Here is a 13,747-nt window from a genome sequence, read left to right on the forward strand (position 1 = left end):
CTTGGGCTTGGGCTCCCGCGAGGTATCGCATCGTGCAGGGCTTCTCAAGCCTCCACGCGGGGCATGTGACGGCGGGTGCTGCCGGCCTAGCCTGCCATCTCGCGCCAGACCCAAACCGTGCAGAAGACGGCCCCGAAGATCGCCAGCGTCATCAGGCCGTAGCCCGCCATGCCCGGCCCGAGCGCCTCTGCGAGCCCGTTCAGCCCATCCGCGAGCATGCGCAAGATGCCCCGGTTGGCTTTCATGGTTTCACCCGCCGCAAGGCGCGTGCCGACGTAGAAGAGGCCGCCGAACACGGCCCAGATCGAGATCAGCGTGGGCAACAGAAACCGCAACCGCTCAAACATACCGAGCCCCCGAAAACGTGCTGTGCCAGCGATTTATGCCAGCTTCTTGAGGTAGGTCCAGGTCGGCACCGTGCCCCCACGGCTGACAGAATAGGCCTCGGCATCGCCGAGGTATTCAAAGCCCGCGTTGGTCAGCACCCGCGCCGAGGCCGGGTTGTCCTGAAACACTTCGGCAAACATCGTGTGCGAGCCCTGCGGGTTCGCCTCGACCATCGCCGCGACCGCCTCGGAGGCAAGGCCGGTGTTCCACATCGCCGGGGCCACCCAGTAGCGGATCTCGCTCTGCTCGCGGCCCTTCTCCGGCTCCATCCGCGAAAGCGCCACGATGCCCACAAGCTCGCCCATCCCCGCGGCGGTGCCGTCGATCGCCCAGACGTCCTCGCGCCGGTTCTCGGCGTGGGAGCCACGGATGAACCCCTCGGCCGTGCCGGGCGGCAGCGGATGCGGCAGATGGCGGGTGGCGCGGGCCACGCGCTCGTCGCTGGCGTAAAGCGTGATCAGCCCCGCATCGCTCTGCTGCAGCGGGCGCAGTGTGACCCGCTCCGCAGTGATCACGGGCTGTCCGGAAATCCGGTCCTGTTGCATGTGTCGTTACTCCTCCGGTTCGCCGGAAACACCGGCTTGCGGTCAGGGCCCCTCTCCCCTTCCGCCGGGCCTATAATGGCCCAAAAACGCAACGGGGGGGATCGGCCTTGGCCGTCCCCCCCTGAAATGTGATTTCGTCTCGGGTCCGGCTTACTCAGCGGCCTCCGCCATCGGAAGCACCGAAATGAACGTGCGGCCTTTAATACCCTTGTGGAAGGTCACCTGACCTTCGGAGGTTGCAAAGATCGTGTGATCCTTGCCAAGGCCCACGCCCTCGCCCGGCCACCACTTGGTGCCGCGCTGACGCACGATGATGTTGCCCGGGATTACGGCTTCGCCGCCGAACTTCTTGACGCCGAGGCGACGGCCCGCGGAGTCGCGGCCGTTACGGGAAGAACCGCCTGCTTTCTTGTGTGCCATATCTCTCTACTCCTTCTCGGCTCAGGCCAGTTTCTTGGCCTGTTCGATCCAGCCTTCGCGCTCGATGCGGCCCTTGAACGAGAGCTTCTCGTCCATGGCAGCCACGTCCTCGTCGGTCCAGGCGGCGATCTGGGCGAAAGTGGTCACGCCCGCTTCATGCAGTTTCTTCTCAAGCGCCGGGCCAACACCCGAGAGCTGCTTGAGATCGTCGCCACCCTCGGCCTTGGCGGCCTTCTTGGGAGCGGCTTTCTTCTCTTCCTTCGGAGCCTCGGCCTTCTTGGCGGCGGGCTTCTCTTCGGCTTTCTTCGCGGCGGCCTTCTTCGGCGCGGCCTTCACGGCGGCGGCCACGGCAGCACCCGAAACCGAGCCAGCACCGATGGCGGCCTTCACGCCGGTCTTGTCACCACCCTTTTCGAGGATGTCGGTGACGCGCAGCAGGGTGAGCTGCTGGCGGTGGCCCTTGGTGCGCTGGCTGCCGTGCTTCCGGCGGCGCTTCACGAAGTGGATGACCTTCTCGCCTTTGATCTGGTCGATCACTTCAGCCTGCACGGCGGCACCGTCGACCATCGGGGAGCCGATGGTGGAGCCAACCATGAGAATCTCGTTGAACTGGACGGTCTCACCCGCCTCTGCGGCCAGCTTCTCGACGCGCAGCACATCGCCGCTCGCCACTTTGTATTGCTTGCCGCCGGTTTTCATAACCGCAAACATGTTGTTTTCCTTACGTCTTTCGCGTTCCTGCGGTCCCCCTCGCGGGGCGTTGCCGGCCTGTCGGCCACCTCGAACAGCGTGCCCTTCACATGGGCCTTGTTGCATAGGTTTTCCACCCGCCTTCGGGTAGAGCGCGGCTTATCGGGCGGAAAGGGCTTTGTGTCAAGGGGGTTTCCGGCCCCGCGCGGTGGCCGATCTGCCCTGCCACAGTAGTACCCATCAACGCAAGACGGCGGCACCTCGGCGCCGCCGTCCCGTCTGCCCGGCAGGGAGGATCAGAGGGTACCGGAAGACATCTCCCGTGCGATGTGGTCGGCCTGGCGGATCGCCAGTGCAACGATGGTCAGCGTCGGGTTCTCTGCCGCCCCGGTGGTGAACTGCGAGCCATCGGAAACGAAAAGATTGGCCACGTCATGGGTTTGGCCCCATTTGTTCACCACCCCATCCCGCGCATTCTCACTCATCCGGTTGGTGCCGAGGTTGTGGGTGGAGGGGTATGGCGGCGTGGGGAAGGTCCGCGTTGCCCCCACCGCGTCGTAGATCGCCATGCCCTTCTCGTAGGCATAGTTGCGCATCGCCACGTCGTTCGGGTGATCGTCGAAATGCACGTTCACCACCGGCAGCCCGTGCTGGTCGGTCACGTCATGGTTCAGCGTCACCCGGTTGGTCTCTTGCGGCATGTCCTCACCTACGATCCACAGGCCCGCCATGTTCTCATAGCCGTCCAGCGCGGTGGTGAACTCGCGGCCCCATGCGCCCGGATCGAGGAAGGCCGCCATGAACGGCAGGCCCAGCGAGAGCGTCTCCAGCTCGAAGCCGCCGACAAAGCCGCGCGAGGGGTCGTGCTTTGCCTCGTCCTGCACGATCCCGGCCATGGTGGTGCCGCGCCACATCCGCACCGGCTTGTCGAAGACGCCGTAGACCGAGCCGGTCATGTGCCGCATGTAGTTGCGCCCCACCTGACCTGAGCTGTTGGCGAGCCCGTCAGGGAACATCGACGACGCCGAGTTGAGCAGCAGCCGCGGGCTTTCGAAGGAGTTGCCCGCCACGCAAACGATCCGTGCCGCCTGCATCTGCAAATTGCCATCGGCGTCAAAATACTCGACCCCGGTCACCTTGCCCGCGTCATCATGCAAGATGCGGGCGGCATGGCAGCGCTCGCGCACCTCCAGATTGCCGGTCGCTTCGCCATACTCGATATCGGTATAGACCGACGACCATTTGGCGCCCCACTTGCAGCCCTGAAAGCAAAAGCCGGTCTGCTGGCAGGCAAGGCGGCCATCATAATCTTCGGAGTTGATCGCCATGCGCCCGGTGTGAACCTCCGAGTAGCCCAGCGCCTTGGCGCCCTTCTCGAAGACCTTGTAGTTGTTGTTGCCGGGCAGGCCGGGCCGCCCGCCGGTGCGCGTCACCCCCAGCTTGGTCTCGGCCTTTTCATACCACGGTGCCATCTCGGCGGCGTCGATCGGCCAGTCGAGCAGGTTGGCACCCTGCACATCGCCATAGGTGGTGGCGGCCTTCCACTCGTGCTCCTGAAAGCGCAGGCTCGCACCCGCCCAGTGGGTGGTGGTGCCGCCCACGGCCTTCACGATCCAGGCGGGCAGACCCGAAAAGTCCTTGGCCACCCGCCAGTCTCCGCTGGTTGTGCGCGGGTCTGTCCAGGCCAGCTGGCCAAAGCTCTCCCACTCGTCGTTGATGAAGTCCTCCGGCAGATAGCGGCCCCCGGCCTCCAGCGAGACAACGCTGACGCCCTTCTGCGCGAGCTCGTTGGCGAGCACGCCGCCGCCCGCGCCGGTGCCGATGATGACGACCACGCTATCGTCAGTCTGTTCAAAAGGTGCTGTCATGATCTTCCCCCCTCAGAGCCACGCGATGTCATCGAAACCGCGGTCGATGTAGCCGCCTTCCGAGAAGCTCTCGCCCTCGTAACCGAAGAGCGGCCAAACGGCCTTCTGGTTGTAGAGCCCTGTCACGAGCCCTCCGCGGATCTGCTGGAAGAACGGGCTGTCCTCCATCGCGCGCAGAATATCCACGCGCTCGCGCTCCCAGCCCACGGCAAGGTAGCTGGCGTGTCCCCTGCCCTGCGCGGCGGCATCGAGCGCGGCGATCCCTGCCTCGACCCCCTCGGCTGCCTCGGCGCTGTCATAGCCCTTCACGGCGATCACGTAATATTCGTCGCTCACATGGTCATGCGGGTAGATATCCCGCGCCATCTGAACGAGCGTGGCAAAGCTCTCGGGCTTCAGCGCCACCGTCTCGGCCGCCCAGGCCGCATCTGGCGCGGCCACAAAGCCCGCGCCCACCACAAAGCTGGCACCCGCGGCGCTCGCCCGTGACAGAAGCTGGCGCCGGGTCAGGCCGCGATGGGCCTGCCCGCTGCTGGCTGATTTATGCATGATTTCTCCTCCCTTTACATCCTCACTGAAAGCGCCCGCTGCGCTCCAGCACCTCGATCTGGTATCCGTCCGGGTCCGCGACAAAGAAGAACCGCGCCACCACCTCCCCGGCAGGCGCGAACTCCACCAGCTTGCGCGGCTTCAAACCCTCAGCCTCGAAGCGGGCATGCTCGGCGTCTAGGTCCCCGACCGAAACGGCCAGATGCCCATAGCCGTCGCCCAGGTCGTAGGGCGCGGTGCGGTCCTTGTTGATGGTCAGCTCCACCTCGAAGCCGGTTTCACCGTTGCTCATGTAAACGAGCGTGAACTCCGGAAAATCGAGCCGGTCCGCCACTTCGAGCCCAAAGGCGCGGCGGTAGAAGTCAACCGAGCGCTCTTCGTCGAGCACGCGGATCATCGAGTGTATGGCCTTTGCCAAGTCGCTCTCCTGTTTCAATGCGTTTGCGCTGAAACAAGGGTGCCAAGGCGGGAGAAGGGGCGGGTAGTAACCTTCTACTACCCTGCGGTTTTGCCTATTCGGCGGCGATGGCGGGCTCTTCGGGCGCCGCTTTCATCTCCAGAAACACAAGGCAGGCCCCGCGCAGCAGCGAGGTAAAATTCACCGGCTCGCCGCGCAGTTCCAGCACCTCGGAGTGCAGCTTCGAGATGAAGGCGGGGGTGGATTGCCCGTCGCGCTCCGCGATCTCGTCGAGAATGGCCCAAAACGAATTCTCCAGCCGGATGCTGGTGCTCTGCCCGTTCAGCCTGAGCCGCCGCGTGGTGGTGGCATAGCGCTCCGGGTCCTGCCCGGCAAAGACATGGCACATGGTTGGTGTCCTCCCTTGTCTCCCCGCGCTCCCTCCCCGGAGGCCGCGGGAGGCCAGCATTGCACGGCCCGCCGGGCTGTCCAACAGGGCAATTGGTCGGGTGTCAGATGTCTTCGCTGATCATGAACCGAGAGGCCGCAAGCCCGAGGTCGCGGGAGATATCGGCAAAGAGCGTGTCGAAGGCGGCAAAGATTGCCCGGTTCAGCGCCCGCCCCTCCGGCGTCTGCGACAGGGCGGTGTAGGCCTCGATGTCGGCATCCTCCAGCGGCTTGTAGGCCATCGCGAGATACGACCAGACCCAAGCCTCGGTCTCTTCGCGAATGTCCGGCTCTTGCATCCAGACATCGCGCAGCATGTCTTCCTCGCTCATCTCCGCAGGCAGCGCGCCTCCGGCGGCCAGCCCCTGGTAAAAGGCGTAGTTGGAGTTGAGCGCCCCGGCGATATTGGTCTCCACCAGATCATTGGCGTCGATATAGGCGCGCAGCGCATCCAGCCGCTCGCTGTCCTGCCCGCGCATCTCGTCAAAGGCATCGCGGCTCATCTGCTCCACCGTCTCGTCGAGCAGGGCACTCCGGGCGGAGATCTCGAGCGAGATGATCCTGCGGCCCCGCTCGCTGTCGAGAAACTCGAAGAGCGGCGCAGTATCCACGCCCGCCATCTCTTCCGACATGCGCCGCAGCATCACCGCATCCAGCCGCTCGGTCTTGTAGATATCACTCACCCGCTCCGGCCAAAGCTCGCCCCCCGCGCCGGGAAAGAGCTCGCTCTCCAGCGCGACCGAATAGGCCAGCCCCTCTTCACGCAGGATCGGCAGCAGCCGGTCCATCCCGATGGCGTCCAAGAGCTTGCGGGTCTCCGCCTCTGCCAATGGGGCCTTGGCCGGCTCTTCCGCCGCCTGCGCCGCACCGGTCTCGGCCAGCACCGCGCCATGCGGCCCGAAGGCAGGGAGCGCGGCCAGAAGGGCGGCACAAAGGGCGTGGGCAGGGCGTAGCATCAGGCGCATGTCTCCGGAACATCGGCAGGTCGACACTGGCATATGCCCTTGAGCGGGCGTTTCCAAGCCGATCCCGGCAATTTGAACGGCAGGCGGCAGAAATCGCCGCTCGGGTCAGGCAGGGACCACGCCGCGCCTCAGCTCTTCCAGAGCGAGACACATGGAATCTTCTCGCGGTCGCAACGGCCCGCGTATTTCTCCGCGATCCCGCGCACCTCTTCCAGCATCCCCGCCTCCAGCGTGATCGGCTCCAGCCCCATGCCCAGAAAGCGGTCGTTGGTCACATGCAGGTCGTTCTCCTCCGCCTCCTGCCGCGGGTTCTCCAGATAGGCAATCTCCGCCCCCATCTGGGCGTGCAGCATTTGCGCAAGGTCGCGCACTCGGTGCGTCTCGGTCATCTGGTTGAGGATGTTCACCCGCTCGCCGTCCGCCGGCGGGTTCTTCAGCGCCAACTCGATGCAGCGGCAGGTGTCCTGAATATGGATGAACGCCCGCGTCTGCCCACCGGTACCATGCACCGTCATCGGGTAGCCGATGGCGGCCTGCATCACGAAGCGGTTGAGCACCGTGCCATAGTCGCCGTCATAGTCGAACCGGTTGATCAGCCGCTCGTCCATCGCCGTCTCTTCGGTCTGCGTGCCCCAGACGATGCCCTGATGCAGGTCGGTGATCTTCACCCCGTCATTCTTGTTGTAGAAGTGAAAGAACAGCTGATCCTGCGTTTTGGTCATGTGGTAAATCGAGCCGGGGTTTGCCGGATAAAGGATCTCCTGCTCGCTTGGCCCATTGGCGGTATCGACCGATATCTTCAGGTAGCCCTCGGGGATCTTCATCCCCGCCGTGCCATAGCCATAAACCCCCATGGTGCCGAGATGGACTAGGTGAATATCCTGCCCGCTCTCCACGATGGCCGAGAGCACATCGTTGGTGGCGTTGAGGTTGTTGTTCACCGTGTAGCGCTTGTGGGCGCTGGATTTCATCGAATAGGGCGCCGCCCGCTGCTCGGCGAAATGGATCACCGCATCGGGCTTCTCGTCCTGAAACAGCGTCAGCAGCCGGTGATAATGCTCCCCCACCGTGAAGTCATGAAACCCGATCTCCTTTCCGGTCAGCTCCTTCCAGACCCGCAGGCGCTCCCCAATCGGGCGGATCGGGGTGAGGCTCTCCACCTCCAGCTCGATGTCGATCTTCCGGCGGCTCAGGTTGTCGACGATGATCACATCATGGCCACGCGCCGAGAGGTGCAGCGCATTGGGCCAGCCGCAAAACCCGTCTCCACCAAGAATGATGACTTTCATGACCAGGGCGCCTCCCAGCGCTTCAACACCAGCTAGGCCCCCACCTGCACCGGCGTTGATATCGAAGGCACCGCTCAGGTCAATCGCGACAGCGCATTTAGGCGCTGTAGGGTTGCCCGGAAGCCTCTGTCACGTCGCCTTGCATAGCACGCACGCAACGGGCCCGCTCAAAGGGGTTGCGCCGCCCGGCCCACGCGTATACATCCGCGCCACCTGAGACCACAGGGATCGCGGAGAGGTGCCGGAGTGGTCGAACGGGGCGGTCTCGAAAACCGTTGTGGGTGCAAGCCCACCCAGGGTTCGAATCCCTGTCTCTCCGCCACTTTCCTTCCCCGCCGTAGATAGCATTAGCCCCGCCCCCGGGGCCTCGGCCGCGTGCCGCGTGCATGCCCCGCGCTCGGCCCTCACAGCGCTCTCACATCCGCCTCCCGAAAGCGTGACAGAACCGGATCATTTTCTGAGGAACGGAAACCTTGAATGAGCCGTTGTATGGGCTCACGTCCACGAGGACCAAAACACCACGTCCACAAGGACAGACCACAAGGATAAGAGACATGAAGAAGACAATCGTAGCAGCCACCCTCCCCGCTCTACTGGCCCTCCCGGCCTTTGCAGGCAACCTCGACCCGGTCATCGTTGAGACCCCGGTCGCTGCTCCCGCGCCCGTCTACGACGCTGGCCGCGACTGGTCCGGCGGCTACGTCGGCCTGTCCTTCGGCACCGGCTCGGGCGAAATCGACAGCGCCGCTGGCTCCACCGACTTCGACGTGAACGACAACTACGGCCTCTACGGCGGTTACCTGTGGGACAACGGCAGCCTCGTCTACGGTGGCGAACTGGCCTACAGCTCCCTCTCCATCGGCACCGACGCCGGTGATGCAGACGCCGACGAGTGGATGCTCAAAGGCCGCCTCGGCTACGACGCTGGCAACTTCCTGCCCTACGCCACCGCTGGTTACTCCAACCTCACCGTCGAGGGTGACAGCGGCGACGGCTACGTGCTGGGTGCCGGTCTGGAATATGCCGCAACCGAGTCGATCTCGGTGCGCGGTGAGTACCTGAACCACCAATTCAACGACTTTGGTGACACCGATGGTCTGGACGTGTCGCACGACACCTTCAGCATCGGCGTGAGCTACAACTTCTGATCGCGTCCCCGATCAGAGGTCGATGAGAGGGGTGGTGCCTTGCGCACCACCCCTTTTTCATGCGCGCCCCTGACCGCCACCAAACGGCCACGTCGCTCAAAGGCCCCACAGAGTCGAAAGTCTGGTTTCCGCCCCGCCCGATTCCCCCCTAGGATGCGCCCGAGCTGCCTTGGGAGGGGCCATCCGCCATGTCTGCATTCCGCGAGGCCATTGCCGAGGCTGCCGGGCTGATCGTCCGGGCGGATGCCGACTTTCTCGAGATCGTCGCCCTATCTGCACAGGTCACCGGGCTGGCCGTGCTGATCGCCTGCGCCATCGGCTTCCCGCTTGGAGCGCTGCTCGCCGTGGGCCGGTTCCGCGGGCGCGGGGCGCTTTCGCTCGCGGTCTCCGCGGCAATGGGCCTGCCCCCAGTGGTCGTCGGCCTCGTGCTTTACATGCTGCTCTCCCGCGCCGGTCCGCTCGGCGTGCTCGGCCTACTCTACACCCCGACCGCCATGGTCATCGCGCAGGTGGTGCTGGTGACCCCCATCATCGCCGCGCTGACCCGTCAGGTGGTCGAGGATCTCGACGCCGAATATTCCGAAACCCTCCGCGCCCTGCGCGCCACCCGCGCGCAGGCCATGGGCACCCTGCTGTGGGAGGCCCGCCCCGCGCTGGTCACCGCCGCCCTCGCCGGGCTGGGCCGTGCCATGGCCGAGGTCGGCGCCGTGATGATCGTCGGCGGCAACATCGACCATCTGACCCGCGTGATGACCACCGCCATCGCGCTGGAGACCTCGCGCGGCGAGCTGGCGCTGGCCCTGGCGCTCGGCATCGTGTTGCTGGTTGCTTCGCTGGCGATCAACGCCGCCCTGATGGGCCTGCGCCAGCGAATCGGGGAGCCCGCGCATGGCTGAGCGCCGCGTCATCCCGCTCTCCCGGCCCGAGCCCCCCAACGCCGAGCCGGGCATCGCCATATCGGGGCTACACCTCTCGCGCTCCGGGCGTGCGCTGCTGCGCGGGGTGTCGCTGACCCTCGGCCATACCGGCATAACCGCGCTTCTCGGGCCGAACGGTGCGGGCAAGAGCCTGCTGCTGCGCGCCATCGCCGGGATCATCCCGCCCGATGCGGGCGAGATCAACCTCGCGCCACGCCTCGCCCACCCCGCGTTGGTGTTCCAAAAGCCGGTCCTCCTGCGCCGCTCCGCCCGCGCCAACCTCGCCCATGCGCTCAAACTGGCAGGCGTGCCCCGCGCCGCGCGCCCGGCCCGTATTTCCGAACTGCTGGAGCAATGCGACCTCACCGCCCTCGCCGCCTCTCCCGCCCGCTCGCTCTCAGGCGGCGAACAGCAGCGGCTGGCGATGGCCCGGGCGCTGGCCGCCGACCCGGCGCTGCTTCTGCTCGACGAGGCCACCGCCTCGCTCGACCCCAAGGCCACCGCCGCGATCGAAGCCATCACCCTGCGCGCCGCCGGGCGCGGGGTGAAGGTCATCCTCGTCACCCACGACCGCGCCCAGGCCGAGCGCCTGGCCGGCGATGTCGTGTTTCTCCACAAGGGCCGCGCCGTCGAACACGCCCCCGCGCCCCGCTTCTTTTCCACCCCTGCCTCTGCCGAGGCCCAAGCCTATCTTCAAGGACGACTCATCCTGTGATCCGCCCCCTTTTCAGCGCCGCCGTCTTTGCCCTCCTGGGCGCCCTGCCCGCCGCCGCGCAGAGCCACATCACCGTGCAAAGCACCACCTCCACCCAGAACTCCGGCCTCTACGAGCACCTGCTGCCGATCTTCGAGGAGAAAACCGGGATCGACGTGCGCGTGGTCGCCGTCGGCACCGGTCAGGCGCTGAAGAACGCCGGCAACTGCGATGGCGACATGCTCATCACCCACGCCCGCGCCGCAGAGGAGGCCTTTGTCGCCGAGGGCAAAGGGCTCGCCCGGCACCCGCTGATGTATAACGACTTCATCCTCGTCGGCCCCGCCGCCGACCCCGCCAGCGCAGCGGGCGACGATATCCTCGCCGCTCTTTCCGCCATTGCCGAGAGCGAGGCCCCCTTCGCCTCCCGCGCCGACGACTCGGGCACCAACAAGGCCGAGCTTGCACTCTGGTCCGAGGCCGGTGCCGATCCCAAGGCCGCCTCCGGCACATGGTATCTCGAGACCGGCTCCGGCATGGGCGCCACCCTTAACCTCGGCACCGCGCAGGGCGCCTATGTGCTGACCGACCGCGCCACATGGGACACCTTCGCGAACAAGGGCGATTTCGAGATCCTCGTGGAGGGCGACCCCAAGCTTTTCAACCAGTACGGCCTCATCGTCGTCAGCCCTGCCGCCTGCCCCACCACCCGCATCGTCGAGGCCGAAACCTTCGCCAAATGGCTGCTCGGCCCCGAGGGACAAGATGCCATTCAGGCCTTCGCCCCCAACGGCAAACAGTTGTTCTTTCCCAACGCGGCAGAGTGATCGCCGGGCGCGGGGCGAAGGCGGGCGCTTCGGCGCTTGACCTTCCTCCCCCGCCGCCCCACCTTCCGCCCTGTCGCAGCCGGGAGGAAAAGAGCATGGGACAGATCCGCGTCGAGGGCCGCCTCATCTGCACGACCGAAGCACAGGCCGAGACCGCCCGCAAGCTGCTGCCCGAGCACATCCGCCTCAGCCGCGCCGAACCCGGCAACATCCATTTCAACCTGACCCAGGGCGATGATCCGATGGTCTGGCACCTCGATGAGTTGTTCGAGAGCCCCGAGGCCTTCGCAGCCCATCAGGCTCGCACCAAATCCTCCGCTTGGGGCGAATCCAGCGGCGAGATCACCCGCGACTTCACCGTGACCGAGGAGGAGGCGTGAGCCGCAGCCCCTCGCCCGGCGAGATCGCGCCCGCCGGTGTCGCCGCCCGCCCCCGCACACCCGAATCCAACGCCCTGCTGCCCGCGATGGGCTGGATGCTGGGCGCAATCGCCTCCTTCGCCACCATGGCCGTGGCCGGGCGGCAGGTGTCGGTCGAGCTCGATACCTTCGAGATCATGACCTATCGCAGCTTCGTCGGGATCTTCATCATCGTCTCGCTGGTTTTCGCCACGCGCCAGACCCACCAGATCACCACCCGCCAACTGCACCTCCACTTCGCCCGCAACGTGGCCCATTTCGCCGGGCAGAACCTGTGGTTCTTCGCCATCACAATGGCCCCGCTGGCGCAGGTCATCTCCATCGAGTTCACCTCGCCGCTCTGGGTGATCCTGCTGGCCGCGCTCTTCCTCGGCGAGCGCTTCACGGCTGTAAAAGCCCTGAGCGCCGGGCTCGGCTTCATCGGCGTGCTCATCGTCGCCCGCCCCGACTTCACCAACCTCGACCCCGGCCTGACGGCGGCAGCGGCAGCAGCCGTCGGCTTTGCCCTCACCGCGATCTTCACCAAGGTGCTGACCCGTCAGGCCTCGGTGCTCTGCATACTGTTCTACATCACCACCATGCAGGCGGTCTTCGGGCTGGCCTGCGGCTTTCTCGACGGCCACATGACATGGCCCTCCACCTCGGCCATCCCCTACGTGGTGCTGATCGGCGTCGCCGGGCTGACCGCCCACACCTGCCTGACCCGCGCCCTCTCGCTCGCGCCCGCCTCCATCGTCATGCCGATGGACTTCATCCGCCTGCCCTTGCTGGCCTTCGTCGGCATGGCCTTCTACGGCGAGTCGCTCGATATCTGGGTGGTCCTCGGCGCGGCGCTGATCCTCGGCGGCAACTTCATCAACCTGCGCGCGAACGCGCGTTGACCCCCACGCGCACCGGGCTGTGTGCCGCAAGACACGATTTTTGCGACATTCCCGCCACCCAGCGCCTGTTTTGCGCTCTGACGCAGGGTAACAAATTGACGACAAATCACGGCCTGCTCAAAAAGGTGTCAATCGGGAGACACTTCGGGGAGGAAACCGAATGAAACGCACAACCACCAGCGCCGCCGCGGCCCTTCTGGCCACCGCAACCGCCGCATCCGCGGGCGGAATCGAGCGCACCACGCAATCCATCGGCTTCATGTATGAGCCGGGCAGCTACGGCGAGTTTTCGATCAGCCGCGTCAGCCCGGATGTGTCCGGTGTCGCAGCCAGCAGCGTCGGCCCCTTCCCGGCAGGTCCGGACTCCGGCGACATGTCGGGCGACTACACCTCGCTCTCCTTCGCCTTCAAAACCGATGTGAACGATCGCCTCTCGATCGGCTTCATCTTCGAGCAGCCCTTCGGCGCCGATGTCTACTATCCGATGGGCACAGGCTACGCCTACGGCGGCTCCAACGCCGACCTCAACGTCGACGAGCTCAAGCTGATCGCCAAGTACAAACTTGACGGCGGCTTCTCGATCCACGGCGGTCTACGGATGCAGCAGGTCAAGGGCAACGTCGCGCTCTTCAACGGCTACTCGCTTCAGGCGCCGACCAGCTCCGAACTCGGCTATTTCATCGGCGCGGCCTATGAGAAGCCCGAGATCGCCATGCGCATCGCGCTGACCTACCACTCCGCGATCACGCATGAGTTCGCGGCGATCGAAAACAACAGCCCCTCGCTTCCGTTCGAAACGACCTTCCCGCAGTCGCTGAACCTCGAAGCCCAGACCGGCATTGCTGAAGGCACCCTGCTGCTGGCCTCGGTCCGCTGGGTCGACTGGTCGGAATTCGATATCACGCCCTTCGGCTACAACCTCGCCACCGGCAGCTCGCTGGTGGACTACGAGGATGACGTGATCACCTACACCGTCGGCGTGGCCCGTCGCTTCACCGACAACTTCGCCGGCATCGCGACCGTCAGCTACGAAGCCCAGAACGGCGGCTTCTCCGGCAACCTCGGCCCGACCGATGGTCGCACCTCGATCGGCCTCGCCGGCCGCTACACCGTGGGCAAGGCCGTCATCACCGGCGGCGTGAACTACAGCTGGGTCGGCGACGCCCGCACCGAGAACCCCACCGCCCCCGGCACCACCTTCGGCGACTTCTCCGGCAACACCGCCGTCGGCGTCGGCCTCCGCGTGGGCTACACCTTCTGATCTCAATCGGAAGAAGCGATCTCATTCAAGGCCTCGTGCATCC

17 protein-coding genes and 1 tRNA gene are annotated in these 13,747 nt (G+C 65.6%); 8 read left to right on the forward strand and 10 right to left on the reverse strand.

What is annotated here, in order from left to right; translation table 11 throughout:
• Positions 1–86: 86 nt before the first annotated feature.
• The 10 genes from ACUXVX_RS13705 to ACUXVX_RS13750 all read right to left on the reverse strand — a co-directional run bounded on the left by ACUXVX_RS13705 (position 87) and on the right by ACUXVX_RS13750 (position 7,557).
• On the reverse strand, positions 87–347 hold the full coding sequence (locus ACUXVX_RS13705) for a hypothetical protein (RefSeq protein WP_446308734.1): 261 nt from the start codon (positions 345–347) through the stop codon (positions 87–89).
• A gap of 33 nt (positions 348–380) precedes the next feature.
• A complete protein-coding gene (locus ACUXVX_RS13710) occupies positions 381–932 on the reverse strand; it encodes a GNAT family N-acetyltransferase (RefSeq protein WP_222469039.1) in 552 nt (183 codons plus the stop codon).
• Between the two features lie 150 nt (positions 933–1,082).
• Positions 1,083–1,352 carry a 50S ribosomal protein L27 gene (gene rpmA / locus ACUXVX_RS13715; protein WP_222469038.1) on the reverse strand — a complete coding sequence of 90 codons (270 nt, stop codon included), beginning with the start codon at positions 1,350–1,352 and terminating at the stop codon, positions 1,083–1,085.
• 21 nt (positions 1,353–1,373) lie between these two features.
• On the reverse strand, positions 1,374–2,063 hold the full coding sequence (locus tag ACUXVX_RS13720; RefSeq protein ID WP_446308735.1) for a 50S ribosomal protein L21: 690 nt from the start codon (positions 2,061–2,063) through the stop codon (positions 1,374–1,376).
• A gap of 275 nt (positions 2,064–2,338) precedes the next feature.
• Entirely contained in the window at positions 2,339–3,910 is a 1,572-nt protein-coding gene (locus ACUXVX_RS13725; RefSeq protein WP_446308736.1) for a GMC family oxidoreductase, read from the reverse strand.
• 12 nt (positions 3,911–3,922) lie between these two features.
• Entirely contained in the window at positions 3,923–4,459 is a 537-nt protein-coding gene (locus ACUXVX_RS13730; protein ID WP_446308737.1) for a Twin-arginine translocation pathway signal, read from the reverse strand.
• 22 nt (positions 4,460–4,481) lie between these two features.
• The gene (locus tag ACUXVX_RS13735; protein ID WP_446308738.1) at positions 4,482–4,877 is read right to left on the reverse strand and encodes a VOC family protein; all 396 of its coding nucleotides are present in this window, start codon (positions 4,875–4,877) and stop codon (positions 4,482–4,484) included.
• Positions 4,878–4,971: 94 nt separating this feature from the next.
• On the reverse strand, positions 4,972–5,265 hold the full coding sequence (locus tag ACUXVX_RS13740) for a ribbon-helix-helix domain-containing protein (protein ID WP_222469033.1): 294 nt from the start codon (positions 5,263–5,265) through the stop codon (positions 4,972–4,974).
• A 103-nt stretch (positions 5,266–5,368) separates the two neighbouring features.
• Positions 5,369–6,259 (reverse strand): hypothetical protein, encoded by an 891-nt coding sequence (locus ACUXVX_RS13745; RefSeq protein WP_446308739.1) that lies wholly within the window; start codon positions 6,257–6,259, stop codon positions 5,369–5,371.
• Positions 6,260–6,396: 137 nt separating this feature from the next.
• The gene (locus ACUXVX_RS13750) at positions 6,397–7,557 is read right to left on the reverse strand and encodes an NAD-dependent epimerase/dehydratase family protein (protein WP_446308740.1); all 1,161 of its coding nucleotides are present in this window, start codon (positions 7,555–7,557) and stop codon (positions 6,397–6,399) included.
• A 232-nt stretch (positions 7,558–7,789) separates the two neighbouring features.
• On the opposite strand from ACUXVX_RS13750, the gene ACUXVX_RS13755 reads away from it, so the two are divergent.
• The 8 genes from ACUXVX_RS13755 to ACUXVX_RS13790 all read left to right on the forward strand — a co-directional run bounded on the left by ACUXVX_RS13755 (position 7,790) and on the right by ACUXVX_RS13790 (position 13,704).
• Positions 7,790–7,879, forward strand: a tRNA-Ser gene (locus ACUXVX_RS13755).
• A 232-nt stretch (positions 7,880–8,111) separates the two neighbouring features.
• Entirely contained in the window at positions 8,112–8,705 is a 594-nt protein-coding gene (locus ACUXVX_RS13760; protein WP_446308741.1) for an outer membrane protein, read from the forward strand.
• A gap of 188 nt (positions 8,706–8,893) precedes the next feature.
• Positions 8,894–9,601, forward strand: coding sequence for an ABC transporter permease (locus ACUXVX_RS13765; protein WP_446308742.1), 708 nt, complete (start codon positions 8,894–8,896; stop codon positions 9,599–9,601).
• Positions 9,594–10,337, forward strand: coding sequence for an ATP-binding cassette domain-containing protein (locus ACUXVX_RS13770; RefSeq protein WP_446308743.1), 744 nt, complete (start codon positions 9,594–9,596; stop codon positions 10,335–10,337). Before ACUXVX_RS13765 ends, ACUXVX_RS13770 begins: the two co-directional genes overlap by 8 nt.
• A complete protein-coding gene (locus ACUXVX_RS13775; protein WP_446308744.1) occupies positions 10,334–11,143 on the forward strand; it encodes a substrate-binding domain-containing protein in 810 nt (269 codons plus the stop codon). Before ACUXVX_RS13770 ends, ACUXVX_RS13775 begins: the two co-directional genes overlap by 4 nt.
• Before the next feature lie 95 nt (positions 11,144–11,238).
• Positions 11,239–11,523 carry a putative quinol monooxygenase gene (locus ACUXVX_RS13780; RefSeq protein WP_446308745.1) on the forward strand — a complete coding sequence of 95 codons (285 nt, stop codon included), beginning with the start codon at positions 11,239–11,241 and terminating at the stop codon, positions 11,521–11,523.
• Complete coding sequence (locus tag ACUXVX_RS13785; protein ID WP_315898497.1) at positions 11,520–12,443, forward strand: DMT family transporter; 924 nt, start codon at positions 11,520–11,522, stop codon at positions 12,441–12,443. The genes ACUXVX_RS13780 and ACUXVX_RS13785 overlap by 4 nt, the downstream gene beginning before the upstream one ends.
• Positions 12,444–12,603: 160 nt before the next feature.
• Entirely contained in the window at positions 12,604–13,704 is a 1,101-nt protein-coding gene (locus ACUXVX_RS13790) for an OmpP1/FadL family transporter (protein WP_446308746.1), read from the forward strand.
• The last annotated feature ends 43 nt before the right edge of the window (positions 13,705–13,747 follow it).

Source organism: Vannielia sp. SX4 (assembly GCF_052828525.1).

Coding starts and splice junctions, on each gene's coding strand:
- ACUXVX_RS13705 (WP_446308734.1), bottom strand. CDS start 347: ATGTTTGAGCGGTTGCGGTTTCTGTTGCCCACGCTGATCTCGATCTGG.
- ACUXVX_RS13710 (WP_222469039.1), bottom strand. CDS start 932: ATGCAACAGGACCGGATTTCCGGACAGCCCGTGATCACTGCGGAGCGG.
- rpmA (WP_222469038.1), bottom strand. CDS start 1,352: ATGGCACACAAGAAAGCAGGCGGTTCTTCCCGTAACGGCCGCGACTCC.
- ACUXVX_RS13720 (WP_446308735.1), bottom strand. CDS start 2,063: ATGTTTGCGGTTATGAAAACCGGCGGCAAGCAATACAAAGTGGCGAGC.
- ACUXVX_RS13725 (WP_446308736.1), bottom strand. CDS start 3,910: ATGACAGCACCTTTTGAACAGACTGACGATAGCGTGGTCGTCATCATC.
- ACUXVX_RS13730 (WP_446308737.1), bottom strand. CDS start 4,459: ATGCATAAATCAGCCAGCAGCGGGCAGGCCCATCGCGGCCTGACCCGG.
- ACUXVX_RS13740 (WP_222469033.1), bottom strand. CDS start 5,265: ATGTGCCATGTCTTTGCCGGGCAGGACCCGGAGCGCTATGCCACCACC.
- ACUXVX_RS13745 (WP_446308739.1), bottom strand. CDS start 6,259: ATGCTACGCCCTGCCCACGCCCTTTGTGCCGCCCTTCTGGCCGCGCTC.
- ACUXVX_RS13750 (WP_446308740.1), bottom strand. CDS start 7,557: ATGAAAGTCATCATTCTTGGTGGAGACGGGTTTTGCGGCTGGCCCAAT.
- ACUXVX_RS13760 (WP_446308741.1), top strand. CDS start 8,112: ATGAAGAAGACAATCGTAGCAGCCACCCTCCCCGCTCTACTGGCCCTC.
- ACUXVX_RS13765 (WP_446308742.1), top strand. CDS start 8,894: ATGTCTGCATTCCGCGAGGCCATTGCCGAGGCTGCCGGGCTGATCGTC.
- ACUXVX_RS13770 (WP_446308743.1), top strand. CDS start 9,594: ATGGCTGAGCGCCGCGTCATCCCGCTCTCCCGGCCCGAGCCCCCCAAC.
- ACUXVX_RS13780 (WP_446308745.1), top strand. CDS start 11,239: ATGGGACAGATCCGCGTCGAGGGCCGCCTCATCTGCACGACCGAAGCA.
- ACUXVX_RS13790 (WP_446308746.1), top strand. CDS start 12,604: ATGAAACGCACAACCACCAGCGCCGCCGCGGCCCTTCTGGCCACCGCA.